Source organism: uncultured Ramlibacter sp. (assembly GCF_936925435.1).
Classification (GTDB): Bacteria; Pseudomonadota; Gammaproteobacteria; order Burkholderiales; family Burkholderiaceae_C; genus Ramlibacter.
Window position 1 is genome coordinate 51,063 of record NZ_CAKZHQ010000045.1, and the last position, 13,457, is coordinate 64,519.

Genomic DNA, 13,457 nt, shown 5'->3' on the forward strand with positions numbered 1-13,457 from the left:
ATCATGTTGACCAAAAAAGAGCAACGTCTGCGTCGTTCGCGCCAGACCCGCATCCGGATCGCCACACAGGGCGTCGCGCGCCTGACGGTGAACCGCACCAATCTGCACATCTACGCCACCGTGATCTCCGGCGACGGCGCCAAGGTGCTGGCCACTGTGTCGACGGCCCAGGCCGATCTTCGCAAGTCGCTCGGCGGCTCGGGCAAGGGGGGCAACACCGCCGCTGCCCAGCAGGTCGGCAAGCTGATCGCCGAGAAGGCCAAGGCTGCCGGCGTCGAGAAGGTGGCATTCGACCGTGCAGGTTTTGCGTACCACGGCCGCGTCAAGGCTTTGGCCGACGCAGCGCGCGAAGCCGGCTTGCAGTTCTAACGGACACGGGGATTTAACATGGCTAAATTTCAAGCGAAGACGCAAGGCGACGGTCCGGAAGACGGCCTGCGCGAGAAGATGATCGCGATCAATCGCGTCACCAAAGTGGTTAAAGGCGGCCGGATTCTCGGTTTTGCCGCACTGACCGTGGTGGGCGACGGCGAAGGCCGCGTGGGCATGGGCAAGGGCAAGTCCAAGGAAGTGCCGGCTGCGGTGCAGAAGGCCATGGAAGAGGCCCGCCGCAACATGACCAAGGTGACCCTGAAGAACGGTGCCCTCCAGCACAACGTGTTCGGCCAGCATGGCGCTGCACGTGTTCAGATGGGCCCGGCGCCCAAGGGTACCGGCATCATCGCCGGCGGCCCGATGCGTGCCGTTTTCGAAGTCATGGGCATCACCGACATCGTGGCCAAGAGCCACGGTTCGAGCAACCCGTACAACATGGTTCGCGCCACCTTCGATGCGCTGAAGAATTCCACCACCCCGGCGGAAGTTGCAGCCAAGCGCGGCAAGTCGGTCGAAGACATCTTCGCCTGACAGGAGCACAGACATGGCCACCCAAGAACAAACCGTCAAGGTCCAGCTGGTTCGCAGCCCCATCGGCACCAAGGAGTCGCATCGCGCGACGGTCCGTGGTCTGGGTCTGCGCAAGCTCAACAGCGTGAGCGAACTGCAGGACACCCCCGCAGTGCGCGGCATGATCAACAAGATCAGTTACCTGGTCAAGGTCCTCTGAGGCATTTATGCAATTGAATGGCATCAAGCCCGCAGCGGGCGCAAAGCACGCCAAGCGTCGCGTCGGTCGCGGCATTGGTTCTGGCCTGGGCAAGACCGCAGGTCGTGGCCACAAAGGTCAGAAGTCGCGTTCGGGCGGCTACCACAAGGTTGGCTTCGAAGGCGGCCAGATGCCGCTGCAGCGCCGTCTGCCCAAGCGTGGCTTCAAGTCGCACTTGCTCCAGTTCAACGCCGAAGTCTCTCTGACCTCGTTGGAACTCCTGGGCGCGGCGGAAGTCGATCTGCTGTCGCTGAAGCAGGCTGGCCTCGTGGGCCAGATGATCAAGGTCGTCAAGGTCATCAAGACCGGCGAGATCAAGATCGCTGTCAAGCTCAATGGCATCGGCGCAACCGCCGGCGCCAAGGCTGCCATCGAGGCAGCCGGCGGCAGTGTTGCCTGATTTGTCTGGATTGAAGGACGACTCGCGTGGCCACTAGCGCAGCCCAAATTGCAAAGACCGGCAAGTTCGGCGACCTGCGTCGCCGGCTGGTCTTCTTGCTGCTCGCGCTGGTGGTTTACCGCGTGGGCGCGCACATTCCTGTGCCGGGCATCGATCCGAACCAGCTGCAATCCCTGTTCAAGGGTCAGCAGGGCGGGATCCTGAGCCTGTTCAACATGTTCTCCGGCGGTGCGCTGTCGCGCTTCACGGTGTTCGCGCTGGGCATCATGCCGTACATCTCGGCCTCGATCATCATGCAGCTGCTGACGTACGTCGTTCCGACGTTCGAGCAACTGAAGAAAGAGGGCGAGTCCGGCCGTCGCAAGATCACGCAGTACACCCGCTATGGCACGCTGGGCCTGGCCCTCTTCCAGTCGCTGGGGATTGCCATGGCGCTGGAAGGCTCGGCTGGCTTGGTGCTCAACCCCGGCTTTGGCTTTCGAATGACGGCGGTTGTCAGCCTGACGGCAGGCACCATGTTCCTGATGTGGCTGGGCGAGCAGATCACCGAGCGCGGCCTGGGCAACGGTATCTCCATCCTGATCTTTGCGGGCATCGCCGCTGGCTTGCCCAGCGCTGTGGGTGGTCTGCTGGAGCTGGTGCGTACCGGTGCGATGAGCATCCTGGCTGCCGTGTTCATCGTCGCCTTGGTGGGGCTCGTGACCTACTTCGTGGTATTCGTCGAGCGTGGTCAGCGCAAGATCCTGGTGAACTACGCCAGGCGCCAGGTCGGCAACAAGGTTTACGGCGGCCAGTCGTCGCATCTGCCGCTGAAGCTGAACATGGCTGGTGTGATCCCGCCGATCTTCGCCTCGTCGATCATCCTGCTGCCCGCCACCGTGGTGAGTTGGTTCAGCACAGGTGATGCCATGCGCTGGCTCAAGGACATCGCGGGCATGCTGACGCCGGGCCAGCCGATTTACGTCATGCTGTATGCCAGCGCGATCGTGTTCTTCTGCTTCTTCTATACGGCTTTGGTGTTCAACAGCCGGGAGACGGCGGACAACCTGAAAAAGAGCGGTGCATTCATTCCAGGCATCCGCCCGGGTGACCAGACGGCGCGGTACATCGACAAGATCCTTATCCGGCTGACGCTGGCCGGTGCGGTGTACATCACTTTTGTCTGCCTGCTGCCCGAGTTTCTGATCCTGAAGTACAACGTGCCGTTCTATTTCGGTGGAACGTCCTTGCTGATCATCGTGGTCGTGACGATGGACTTCATGGCCCAGGTGCAGAATTATTTGATGTCGCAGCAATACGAATCGCTGCTTAAAAAGGCTAACTTCAAGACATCACTCGGCGGCTGAGAGACATGGCGAAAGACGATGTCATCCAGATGCAGGGTGAAGTTGTGGAAAACCTGCCGAACGCGACTTTCCGCGTGAAGCTGGAAAACGGGCACGTAGTGCTCGGGCATATTTCGGGAAAGATGCGGATGCATTACATCCGCATCCTCCCTGGTGACAAGGTCACGGTTGAATTGACGCCCTACGACTTGTCGCGGGCACGAATTGTGTTCCGCGCCAAGTAAGCGCAAAGAGTTTTAGGAGAACTGCAAATGAGAGTTTCGGCTTCGGTCAAGAAAATTTGCCGCAACTGCAAGATCATCCGCCGCAAGGGCGTTGTTCGCGTGATCTGCACGGATCCGCGTCACAAGCAGCGCCAAGGCTGAGCATAGAGTTATAGAGGACGAACATGGCACGTATCGCTGGCATCAATATTCCGCCGCATCAACACGCCGAGATTGGCCTGACGGCGATCTTCGGCATCGGCCGCACGCGCGCTCGCAAGATTTGCGAAGCCACGGGCATTCCCTACTCCAAGAAGGTCAAGGACCTGACGGACGGTGACCTCGAGAAGATTCGCGATCAGATCGCGAACATCACGATCGAGGGTGACCTGCGCCGCGAAACGACCATGAACATCAAGCGTTTGATGGACATTGGTTGCTACCGTGGTTTCCGCCATCGCCGCGGCCTGCCGATGCGCGGTCAGCGTACGCGCACCAATGCCCGTACCCGCAAGGGTCCGCGCAAGGCCGCTCAGGCCCTCAAGAAATAACCGGGAAAGAGAATCGTCATGGCAAAAGCTCCCGCCAATAACGCAGCGCAGCGAGTGCGCAAGAAGGTCCGCAAGAACGTGTCCGACGGTGTCGCTCACGTGCATGCTTCCTTCAACAACACCATCATCACGATCACCGACCGCCAGGGCAACGCCCTGTCGTGGGCATCTTCGGGTGGCCAGGGTTTCAAGGGTTCGCGCAAGTCGACGCCCTTCGCCGCCCAGGTCGCATCTGAAGTCGCCGGTCGTGCTGCCATCGAGCAGGGCATCAAGAATCTCGACGTCGAGATCAAGGGTCCTGGTCCTGGCCGTGAATCGTCGGTCCGCGCGTTGGCCGCGCTGGGCATCCGCATCAATTCGATCGCTGATGTCACGCCCGTGCCGCACAACGGCTGCCGCCCGCAAAAACGTCGTCGGATCTGATCGCGACCGCGATCAGAGTCGGTTGACCTGATTTCTAACCAAGCCCACCGCCGCCACCCCCTCAGGGCGACGGCTCCCGCAGCAACAGGCTGCGGCAGATGATGTAAAGGAAACAAAGTGGCACGCTACCTCGGCCCCAAGGCCAAACTCTCCCGCCGTGAAGGCACGGACCTGTTCCTCAAGAGCGCACGTCGCTCGATTGCGGACAAGTCCAAGTTCGACTCCAAGCCCGGCCAGCATGGCCGTACTTCGGGCCAACGTACTTCCGACTTCGGCCTGCAGCTGCGCGAAAAGCAGAAGGTCAAGCGCATGTACGGCATCCTGGAGCGCCAGTTCCGCCGCTACTTCGAAGAAGCCGATCGCCGCAAGGGCAACACCGGCGCCAACCTGCTGTTCATCCTGGAAAGTCGCCTGGACAACGTGGTGTACCGCATGGGTTTCGGCTCCACGCGCGCAGAAGCCCGCCAGCTGGTATCGCACAAGGCGATCACCGTCAACGGCAACCCCGTGAACATCCCGTCCTACCTGGTCAAGACCGGTGACGTGATTGCCGTTCGCGACAAGTCCAAGAAGCAGAACCGCATCGTCGAGGCGCTCGAGCTGGCCAAGCAGGTCGGCATCCCGGCCTGGGTGGACGTCAATGCCGACAAGGCCGAAGGCGTCTTCAAGAAGGTGCCGGATCGCGACGAATTCGCGGCCGACATCAACGAGTCGCTGATCGTCGAACTGTATTCCCGATAAGCAGACGATACGTGCCTGCTTTGCTGGCCCGTACCTGATTTTTCCGTTCCCTGCCGGCATCCCGGCCGGGCACTTCACCAGCCTTACCGGTGTAACGAGCCGGGGGTATTGAGAGGAAGTCCTGCATGCAAACCAACCTGCTGAAACCCAAAGCCATCAATGTGGAACAGCTTGGTACGAACCGTGCCAAGGTGACGCTGGAGCCGTTCGAGCGTGGTTACGGCCATACGCTGGGCAATGCCCTGCGCCGCGTTCTGCTGTCCTCGATGGTGGGTTATTCCGCAACCGAAGTCACGATCGCCGGTGTTCTGCACGAGTACTCGTCGATCGACGGTGTCCAGGAAGACGTCGTCAGCATCCTGCTGAACCTCAAGGGCGTTGTGTTCAAGCTGCACAACCGCGATGAAGTCACGCTGAGCCTGCGCAAGGACGGCGAAGGCGTTGTCACGGCCGCCGACATCCAGACGCCGCACGACGTCGAGATCATCAACCCCGACCACGTGATCGCCCATCTGTCGCAAGGCGGCAAGATCGACATGCAGATCAAGGTCGAAAAGGGCCGCGGTTATGTGCCGGGCACGATGCGCCGCTACGCCGATGAGCCGACCAAGTCGATTGGCCGCATCGTGCTGGACGCTTCGTTCTCGCCGGTCAAGCGCGTCAGCTACACCGTCGAAAGCGCCCGTGTCGAGCAGCGCACCGATCTGGACAAGCTGGTTGTCGAGATCGAGACCAATGGCGCCATCACGGCAGAGGACGCAGTGCGCGCCTCGGCCAAGATTCTGGTGGAACAGCTGGCTGTGTTCGCCCAGCTCGAGGGCAGCGAACTCGCCGCCTTCGACGCTCCGGTGCAGCGCAGCTCGCAGCAGTTCGATCCGATCCTGCTGCGCCCGGTGGACGAACTCGAACTGACGGTGCGCTCCGCCAACTGCCTGAAGGCCGAGAACATCTATTACATCGGTGACCTGATCCAGCGCACCGAGAACGAGCTGCTTAAGACCCCGAACCTGGGTCGCAAGTCGCTCAACGAAATCAAGGAAGTTCTTGCCTCGCGTGGTCTCACGCTCGGCATGAAGCTCGAGAGCTGGCCTCCCGCCGGCCTCGACAAGCGTTAATCAACATTGGTGAACTCGCAGTACCTGACACGGCTGCGTTTTAGATAAGGAAAGGAACACACCATGCGTCACGGCCACGGCCTCCGTAAACTCAACCGCACCAGCGAGCACCGCCTCGCCATGCTGCGCAACATGATGGTTTCGCTGCTCGATCACGAAGTCATCAAGACCACGGTCCCCAAGGCCAAGGAACTGCGCCGCGTTGTGGAACCCATGATCACGCTGGCGAAAGAGCCCACGCTTGCGAACAAGCGCCTGGCATTCAACCGCCTGCGCGATCGCGACATCGTGGTCAAGCTCTTCGCCGAGCTCGGCCCGCGCTACAAGGCCCGTCCCGGTGGCTACACGCGCATCCTGAAGATGGGCTTCCGCGTTGGTGACAACGCGCCCATGGCCCTGGTCGAGCTGGTGGACCGGCCCGAAATTCTGGAAACAGATGCTCCTGCTGCGGAATAAGCAGTCTGCGTAGCGTATAATCAAAACACTGACGCGCGATGGAGCAGCCTGGTAGCTCGTTGGGCTCATAACCCAAAGGTCGCAAGTTCAAATCTTGCTCGCGCAACCAAATCTTTGAGCGATTTTCGCTCGCGACAACGCCCACAAATTGTGGGCGTTTTTTTTGGCTTTTTTTCGACAAGTGCCGGCAGTCCTGCGGGCTGCGCAGTCGTCGCTGGGCGAACATCAGGCCAGCTTGCTTCAACCGGGATCTTTCCCCCCAAGGCCCTTCACTGAATTGTTTCGCACGCAACGCGCGGCGACTGCACCCAAGCTGGCCGCTCGCGTCAAGCCTACTCTTGGGCGCGGGGCGGACGGGGCCTCCCTGGCGCCCATGAGCGCCAGATCTTGATCTTCTCAATCGGCAAGGTGGTGGAGGCTCGGCGCAAGGCTCGGTGCTGCGCCTGTTCGAGGGCGCGGCCCTCCGAGGCAGTGACGATCCAGGTGCGGCGTAGCTCGAAGGGGCGCGATGGTGAATGCAGATCCCGCGCCCTGCGGTGACCTCGTGTCACAGGGCCGCTGACTTTCAACAGCCGCGTGGCTGAGCGCGGGCCCGTGTGAGGGCGGATCCGACGGGGGAAAATGGTGCGGCTGGCGGGGATCGAACCCACGACCCTTGGCTTCGGAGGCCAATACTCTATCCACTGAGCTACAGCCGCATCTTTGCGAGGCGAGCCGCATTATCCCTCATGCGGACAGCGTTCTCTGATGCTCTTGTGCTCACGCGGACAGCCCTCGCCCCCTGGCTATAATCTAAGGTTGATTTCCAAGCCCCCGCAATATTTGAGGACGCCATGAGCGACAGCACCCAGGAAGAAGCCCACACAGGCCCGATCAAGACCCCCAAGCAACTTCTGCTGGCGGTGTTTTTTTCGTTCGTCGTCCCGGTCTTCGCCATCATCGGACTGGTGTTTTACGTCGTGTCCGACACCAAGCCGGCGGGCAGTGCCCACGAGGCAAGCTATGCCCTGGGCGGCTTGAACACCCAGGATGTGGGCAAGGGCGTGAACGTGCGCATCCAGAAGGTCGGCACCGTGGAAATCCGCGATGCCAACCGGGCGCTTAAGACCGGTGAAGAGGTGTTCAAGGCCCAGTGCACAACCTGCCATAGCACCGGCGCCGCCGGCGCTCCCAAACTGGGCGACGCAGCGGCCTGGGCTGCGCGCCTGGGCAGCGGCCTGGAAGCTCTGGTGCACTCGGCTCTCAAGGGCAAGGGCGCCATGCCGGCCCAGAGCGGTGGTGATTTCGACGATCTCGAGATTGCGCGCGCTGCTGTCTACATGGCCAACAGTGCAGGCGGCAAGTTTGCCGAACCGCAACGCCCCGCCGTTGCCGCCGACGCTTCCGCTGCACCCGCAGCAGCAACGGCAGCTGCTTCGGCGGCCGCAACCCCTGCTGCAGCCCCGGTCGCCGCAGTTGCCGCAGCCGGTGCCGGCGAGGCGCTTTACAAGCAGGCCTGCGTCGCCTGCCACGCCACTGGTGTGGCCAACGCACCCAAATTCGGCGACAAGGCCGCCTGGGGCCCGCGCCTGGCCGCTGGTGTGCCGCAGCTGGTGCAGTCTGTCATCAAGGGCAAAGGCGCCATGCCTCCGAAGGGCGGCAGCGCCGCTTCCGACGCTGACGTGCACGCAGCGGTGGACTACATGGTCAAGGCCGTCAAGTAAGAGGCTTCGCCCAGCGCAAGAAAAAAGCCGGTCGTTGACCGGCTTTTTCTTTGTCAGGCGCTCGGGGCTGCCTGCCCGGCAATCGGGCTGCGCATGAAGCCAAAGCGCGCCGGCAGCGAGGCCGCAAGCACGTCCTCGGGCGCGGACCACAGGCCCTGCTCGATGGCCTGCGCCGCCAAGGCCACATCCAGCGTGTGGACAAGGCCAAAGCCGGTGTCCGTCTCCAGATAGAGCAAGCCGTTTTCATCGAGAAGGCAGCGCTGCACCTGGGCCGGGCGGCCGGTGTGGGAGGTCACGGCAAGGTCCATCTCCAGGCGCCACACCAGGGGCGTGGCTTCCAGTTCCACATACACGCGCTGCGGCCCGTTCTGGAAGTACCAGCGGCCCTGCGCATCGGCTTCGTAGTTGCGCCCGATGAACTCGATGAGCTTGTCGTGGCGCAGCACCGAGCCACGGCTGTGCGGGAAAGGCCCGGCGGCCTGGGTGCGGTCGTCACGCATGTACCAGTTGCCGCGCGCATCGAGGCCCAGCCAGCCGTAGCAATCAGGGACGTTGGGCCACTTGGCGATGGCCTGGCGAACAATGTCATCCATGGCCGGATTATCCGGCGCTGTGCACTGGCACGGGGCTGCCCGTCAGCGCAGGAAGGCGTCGTAGCCTGTCTTGAGAATCAATGCCGACACCACCACGATGAAAGCCACGCGCACGAAAGCCGCCCCGTGCTTGAGCGCCAGATGCGTGCCCAGCAGGCTGCCCAGCACGTTGGCGACGGCCAGGGACAGCGCATAGTGCCACCACACATGGCCCTTGAGCGCGAAGAGCACCAGGGCCGCCAGATTGGTCGCGGTGTTCAGCAGCTTGGCGCTGGCCGAGGCATGGAGGAAGTCGTAGCCCAGCCAGCGCACGAACAGAAAGACAAAGAAGCTCCCTGTGCCCGGCCCGAAGAATCCGTCGTAGAAACCCAGGGCCAGACCGATGCTGCTGGCCGCCAGCACTTCTGCACGGCCGGACAAGCGGGGCATGTGGTGGCGGCCAAGATCCTTGCGCGCCAGGGTGTAGGCCAGCACGCCCAGCAAGACGACGGGCAGCAGCTTGCGCAGGAATTCGGGGGACACCACGGTCACGGTCCAGGCGCCGGCAAAGGAGCCCAGCAAACCGGCCAGTGCGGCCGGCAGCAGTGCACGCCAGTTCAGGTCGACGCGCCGGCTGTATTGCAGGGCCGCGATGGCCGTGCCCCAGATGGAGGCGCTCTTGTTGATGCCGAACAGGGTGGCCGGATGGGTATTGGGAAAGATCGCGAATAGCGCGGGCACCAGAATCAGGCCGCCGCCACCCACGATCGCATCGACAAATCCGGCCAGCAGCGAGGCCAGCGACACCAGCAGCAATTCCATGGCGTCGATTGTCGCATTCGCGATCGCTATGAAATTCGTAGCGAATCAAGAAGGATTGACGGGGGGTACAGGCAGATTACGCTGAAAAAATAAAAGGCGCCGGGGTACGGCGCCTTTGTCAAACGGCATCGGTCAATGCCTTGAATTCTTGTGGTGTTCTGGAAATTGTCTCCTCGGTCCCTCGCCTGCAACAGGCACGCGGCCTTGTTTGCGAGTGCAGCCAATGTAGTGGGCCGCACCCTGCCAGTGCATCGGGACTTTCCCGCCCCGCGCCGTGGACGGATCAAGCACCCGTGCATTGCCATGGCATGAGTTATGCGTCGCCCCTTGGCGTTGGGTCATAAAAAGGAACAGGCATGCAGGCAGGTGGGCGTCACTTTGCGTTGGTTGTCGGACTCTGGATTGCGTTGAACGGGGCCGTGCTGGCACAGAGTGCCCCGCCACCCCAGAGCGAGGCGGCGCCGTCTGCGGCGGTTGCCGTGCCGGCCCCCACGCCAGCCGCTGCGCCTGTGACAGCGGCCCCCGCCGCCGCACCCGAAGCGGTCGTTGCACCCGCACTCACACGCCCCACACTGGTCGCCCAGTCCAGCCTCAATGGTGCCGACACCGCATGGATGATGACGTCCACGGCCCTCGTGCTGCTGATGACGCTGCCCGGCATCGCCCTGTTCTACGCCGGCATGGTGCGCAAGAAAAGCGTGCTCAACACCATGGCCAGTGTGGTGGCCATCGCCGGTCTGATCAGCCTGTTGTGGTTCGCGGCGGGCTACTCGATGGCCTTCACGCCGGGCAGCAGCTTCCTGGGCAACGGCAGCCGGATGTGGTTCAGCGGCCTGGACTACCTGAAGGACGCGGGCAAGGTGATGGTCAGCCACGTGGCGCCCAATATCCCCGAGTCGGTGTACGCGATGTACCAGCTGAGTTTTGCCATCATCACGGCGGCTCTGGTGGTCGGCTCCTTGGTGGAGCGGATGAAGTTCTCGGCCCTGCTCTGGTTCATCAGCATGTGGTCGCTTGTAGTCTATGCGCCGATCGCACATTGGGTCTGGGAGCCGGGCGGCTGGCTGGCGCAACTCGGTGCGCTGGACTTTGCCGGCGGCTCGGTGGTGCACATCAACGCCGGTGTCTCGGGCCTGGTCTGCGCCTATTTCCTGGGGCCGCGCCGCGGCTATGGGCGCGAGCCCTTTGAGCCCTACAGCCTGGGCCTGACCATGGCCGGCGCGGGCATGCTCTGGGTGGGCTGGTTCGGCTTCAACGCCGGTTCGGCCGTGGCGGCCGATGGCCGCGCCGGCCTGGCCATGGCGGTCACCCACATCGCCGCTTCCGCCGGCGCCATGTCCTGGATGTTCGGCGAGTGGGTGGTGCGCGGCCGCCCGTCGCTGCTGGGGCTGTGCTCCGGTCTGGTCGCGGGCCTGGTGGCCATCACGCCCGCAGCGGGATTCGTGTCGCCGACGTCGGCGCTCGTGATCGGTGCAGTTGCCGGCGTTGCCTGCTATTGGGGCGCGACGGCCCTCAAGCGCCTGCTGCGCGCCGATGATTCGCTGGACGTCTTCGGCGTCCACGGCATCGGTGGCATCGTCGGCTCCCTGTTGACGGGCCTGCTGGCGAGCAAGAGCATTTCCGGCGTGGAGGGCAGCGTGCTCACGCAGTTGATCGGTGTTGCAGCCGTTGCCGCCTACAGCCTGGTCATGACGGCGCTGCTGCTGCTCGTGACCAAGGTCATCGTCGGCTTGCGGGTCGACGAGCAAAGCGAGCTCACCGGCCTGGACATCGCGCAACACAGGGAGCGCCTGGGAGGTTGAGCGCCCATGGGCGCGAGGTCCATTTGAAGGAGTTTCGCCATGCTTGTTAGCGAGAAACTTGCGATCGCCGCCCACCTGCACGTCCTGCTCAGGCGCAAGACAGGACGGGTGACCGACACCGAATGGCTGGCGGGCAACCGGGAGTACGCGCTGGAGATCATCCGCTTCTCGCGCGCCAAGGCGGCCGAGGACGGTCATCCGGACCTGGCGGAATGGGCCGACAAGCTCGAGCGCGCGATGCTGGAGGGCAAGCCGGCAGGCAAGCAGCCGCTGGCGCAAAGCGCGATGCAGATGGTGCGTGAGCGCCACGCGGTGCCGCCGCAAGGCCAAGCTGCGGTAGCCGCCCCCGCCCCCGCGTCTGAACCCTCGGCCAGCGGCTTTGGCCAGTCGGTGTTTGGCGAGTCGGGTTTTGCCGACTCCACCATGGTGGGCCCGGATCGCGTGCGCAAGCCGCGCGATCCCAATGCGCCGCGCTATGTCGGCGGTATCCGCTGATTTTGCACGCGCTCAGGCCGGGCGGCGCGCGGCGGCCCGCACCCAGTCGGCGGCCTTCTCGGCCATCATCAGTGTCGGCGAATTGGTGTTGCCGCTGGTGATGGTGGGCATGGCGCCCGCGTCGACCACCCGCAGGCCTGCGATCCCGCGTACCCGCATCTGCGAATCGAGCACCGCCATGGGGTCGTCGTCGCGGCCCATCTTGGTCGTGCCCACCGGATGGAAGATGGTGGTGGCGATGTCGCCGGCCAATCGGGCCAGTTCCTCGTCGCTTTCGAACTGCGTGCCCGGTTTCCATTCCTGCGGCGCGAAACGCGCCAGCGCCGGCTGGGCGACGATGCGGCGCGTCACACGCAGAGAATCTGCCGCCACCTGGCGGTCCTCCGCCGTGCTCAGGTAGTTTGGCGCAATCGCCGGAGCGTCCTCGGGCTTGTTGCTGCGGATCTGCACGCTGCCGCGGCTGGTCGGGTTGAGGTTGCAGACGCTGGCGGTGAAGGCATTGAAGCCGTGCAGGGGCTCACCGAAGGCATCCAGACTCAGCGGTTGCACGTGGTACTCGATGTTGGGATGCAGCCTGTCGGGTGTGCTGCGCGTGAAAGCGCCCAGCTGCGAGGGCGCCATGCTCATCGGCCCGCTGCGCTTGAGCGCGTACTCCAGACCGATCTTGGCCTTGCCCAGCCAGCTGCTGGCCATGGTGTTGAGCGTGGCCACGCCGTTGACCTTGTAGACCGAACGGATCTGCAGATGGTCTTGCAGGTTGGCGCCGACGCCCGGCAGGTCCTGCAGCACCGGGATGCCATGGCGTTGCAGCAGGGCCGCCGGGCCGATGCCCGAGAGCTGCAGAAGCTGCGGCGAGCCGATGCTGCCCGCGCACAGCAGAACTTCGCCTTCGGCTGTTGCCGTCACCAGCTCGTGGCCGTCGTGCACCAGGACCCCGGTGCAGCGCTGCGTGCCGTCCGGCTGCTGTTCGAGCAGCAGTTTCTGGACATGGGCCGAGGTCCACATCTCGAAGTTGGGCCGGCCGTAGCAGGTGGGCCGCAGAAAGGCCTTGGCGGTGTTCCAGCGCCAGCCGTTCTTCTGGTTGACCTGGAAGTAGCCCACGCCCTCGTTGTCGCCGCGGTTGAAGTCCTCGCTGTGCGGGATGCCTGCCTCCTGCGCGGCCTGGGCGAAGGCGTCCAGGATGTCCCAGCGCAGGCGTTGCTTTTCCACCCGCCATTCGCCGCCCGCGCCATGCAGGCCGTCCGCGCCCTTGTAGTGGTCCTCATGCTGCTTGAAGGCGGGCAGGCAGTTGGACCAGGTCCAGTTGGCATCGCCGGTGAGCTGGGCCCACTGGTCGTAGTCGCGCGCCTGGCCGCGCATGTAGATCATGCCGTTGATGCTGGAGCAACCACCCAGCGTCTTGCCGCGCGGGTAGCGCAGCTGCCGGCCGTTCAGGCCGGCGTCCGGTTCGGTGTTGTAGAGCCAGTCCGTGCGCGGATTGCCGATGCAATACAGGTAGCCCACCGGAATGTGGATCCAGTGGTAGTCGTCGCGCCGTCCGGCTTCGATGAGCAGCACCCGTTTGGAGGCATCGGCGGACAGGCGGTTGGCCAGGAGGCAACCGGCCGTACCGCCGCCGATGATGATGTAGTCGAAACTCGTATCGCTCATGCCCGCCTTTTGTTTTCTTCCAGGGCAACCGCGG

The 13,457-nt window shown here is 63.5% G+C and carries 18 protein-coding genes and 2 tRNA genes; 16 read left to right on the forward strand and 4 right to left on the reverse strand.

Annotation, left to right across the window (positions count from 1 at the left end; translation table 11 throughout):
* Positions 1–3 precede the first annotated feature (3 nt).
* From rplR to Q0632_RS17460, 13 genes are all read left to right on the forward strand, one after another.
* Positions 4–369, forward strand: a complete 366-nt coding sequence (gene rplR / locus Q0632_RS17400; RefSeq protein WP_298932544.1) for a 50S ribosomal protein L18 — start codon at positions 4–6, stop codon at positions 367–369.
* Positions 370–387: 18 nt separating this feature from the next.
* Positions 388–906 carry a 30S ribosomal protein S5 gene (gene rpsE, locus Q0632_RS17405; RefSeq protein ID WP_298932546.1) on the forward strand — a complete coding sequence of 173 codons (519 nt, stop codon included), beginning with the start codon at positions 388–390 and terminating at the stop codon, positions 904–906.
* A gap of 13 nt (positions 907–919) precedes the next feature.
* A complete protein-coding gene (rpmD, locus tag Q0632_RS17410; protein ID WP_298932548.1) occupies positions 920–1,105 on the forward strand; it encodes a 50S ribosomal protein L30 in 186 nt (61 codons plus the stop codon).
* A gap of 7 nt (positions 1,106–1,112) precedes the next feature.
* Positions 1,113–1,544 (forward strand): 50S ribosomal protein L15, encoded by a 432-nt coding sequence (gene rplO, locus Q0632_RS17415; protein ID WP_298932550.1) that lies wholly within the window; start codon positions 1,113–1,115, stop codon positions 1,542–1,544.
* Positions 1,545–1,570: 26 nt separating this feature from the next.
* Entirely contained in the window at positions 1,571–2,890 is a 1,320-nt protein-coding gene (gene secY, locus Q0632_RS17420) for a preprotein translocase subunit SecY (RefSeq protein ID WP_298932552.1), read from the forward strand.
* Between the two features lie 5 nt (positions 2,891–2,895).
* Positions 2,896–3,114, forward strand: coding sequence for a translation initiation factor IF-1 (gene infA / locus Q0632_RS17425; RefSeq protein ID WP_012734373.1), 219 nt, complete (start codon positions 2,896–2,898; stop codon positions 3,112–3,114).
* 27 nt (positions 3,115–3,141) lie between these two features.
* Positions 3,142–3,255: a 50S ribosomal protein L36 gene (rpmJ, locus tag Q0632_RS17430; protein ID WP_011481465.1), complete on the forward strand. Its 114-nt coding sequence runs from the start codon at positions 3,142–3,144 to the stop codon at positions 3,253–3,255.
* A gap of 23 nt (positions 3,256–3,278) precedes the next feature.
* Positions 3,279–3,644: a 30S ribosomal protein S13 gene (gene rpsM, locus Q0632_RS17435; RefSeq protein ID WP_298932554.1), complete on the forward strand. Its 366-nt coding sequence runs from the start codon at positions 3,279–3,281 to the stop codon at positions 3,642–3,644.
* 18 nt (positions 3,645–3,662) lie between these two features.
* Entirely contained in the window at positions 3,663–4,067 is a 405-nt protein-coding gene (gene rpsK, locus Q0632_RS17440; RefSeq protein WP_298932555.1) for a 30S ribosomal protein S11, read from the forward strand.
* Positions 4,068–4,184: 117 nt separating this feature from the next.
* Positions 4,185–4,808, forward strand: coding sequence for a 30S ribosomal protein S4 (rpsD, locus tag Q0632_RS17445; RefSeq protein ID WP_298932556.1), 624 nt, complete (start codon positions 4,185–4,187; stop codon positions 4,806–4,808).
* A gap of 125 nt (positions 4,809–4,933) precedes the next feature.
* Positions 4,934–5,923 (forward strand): DNA-directed RNA polymerase subunit alpha, encoded by a 990-nt coding sequence (gene rpoA / locus Q0632_RS17450; protein WP_172225501.1) that lies wholly within the window; start codon positions 4,934–4,936, stop codon positions 5,921–5,923.
* A 63-nt stretch (positions 5,924–5,986) separates the two neighbouring features.
* Entirely contained in the window at positions 5,987–6,379 is a 393-nt protein-coding gene (rplQ, locus tag Q0632_RS17455; RefSeq protein ID WP_298932563.1) for a 50S ribosomal protein L17, read from the forward strand.
* Between the two features lie 32 nt (positions 6,380–6,411).
* A tRNA-Met gene (locus Q0632_RS17460) sits at positions 6,412–6,488 on the forward strand.
* Between the two features lie 513 nt (positions 6,489–7,001).
* On the opposite strand, the gene Q0632_RS17465 is transcribed toward Q0632_RS17460, so the two are convergent.
* A tRNA-Arg gene (locus Q0632_RS17465) sits at positions 7,002–7,077 on the reverse strand.
* A 135-nt stretch (positions 7,078–7,212) separates the two neighbouring features.
* On the opposite strand from Q0632_RS17465, the gene Q0632_RS17470 reads away from it, so the two are divergent.
* Positions 7,213–8,082, forward strand: a complete 870-nt coding sequence (locus Q0632_RS17470) for a c-type cytochrome (protein ID WP_298932565.1) — start codon at positions 7,213–7,215, stop codon at positions 8,080–8,082.
* A gap of 53 nt (positions 8,083–8,135) precedes the next feature.
* Here the strand turns inward: Q0632_RS17470 and Q0632_RS17475 are convergent, their stop codons facing one another.
* Positions 8,136–8,675 carry a DUF2946 family protein gene (locus tag Q0632_RS17475; RefSeq protein WP_298932567.1) on the reverse strand — a complete coding sequence of 180 codons (540 nt, stop codon included), beginning with the start codon at positions 8,673–8,675 and terminating at the stop codon, positions 8,136–8,138.
* Between the two features lie 42 nt (positions 8,676–8,717).
* Positions 8,718–9,476, reverse strand: coding sequence for a TSUP family transporter (locus Q0632_RS17480; RefSeq protein WP_298932569.1), 759 nt, complete (start codon positions 9,474–9,476; stop codon positions 8,718–8,720).
* Positions 9,477–10,090: 614 nt separating this feature from the next.
* Here Q0632_RS17480 and Q0632_RS17485 point away from each other — a divergent pair.
* Both Q0632_RS17485 and Q0632_RS22390 read left to right on the forward strand, forming a co-directional pair.
* A complete protein-coding gene (locus tag Q0632_RS17485) occupies positions 10,091–11,278 on the forward strand; it encodes an ammonium transporter (protein ID WP_298932626.1) in 1,188 nt (395 codons plus the stop codon).
* A 39-nt stretch (positions 11,279–11,317) separates the two neighbouring features.
* Positions 11,318–11,773 (forward strand): hypothetical protein, encoded by a 456-nt coding sequence (locus tag Q0632_RS22390; RefSeq protein WP_367181216.1) that lies wholly within the window; start codon positions 11,318–11,320, stop codon positions 11,771–11,773.
* A gap of 12 nt (positions 11,774–11,785) precedes the next feature.
* Here Q0632_RS22390 and Q0632_RS17495 read toward each other — a convergent pair whose 3' ends face one another.
* Complete coding sequence (locus Q0632_RS17495) at positions 11,786–13,423, reverse strand: GMC family oxidoreductase (protein WP_298932571.1); 1,638 nt, start codon at positions 13,421–13,423, stop codon at positions 11,786–11,788.
* Positions 13,424–13,457: the final 34 nt, after the last annotated feature.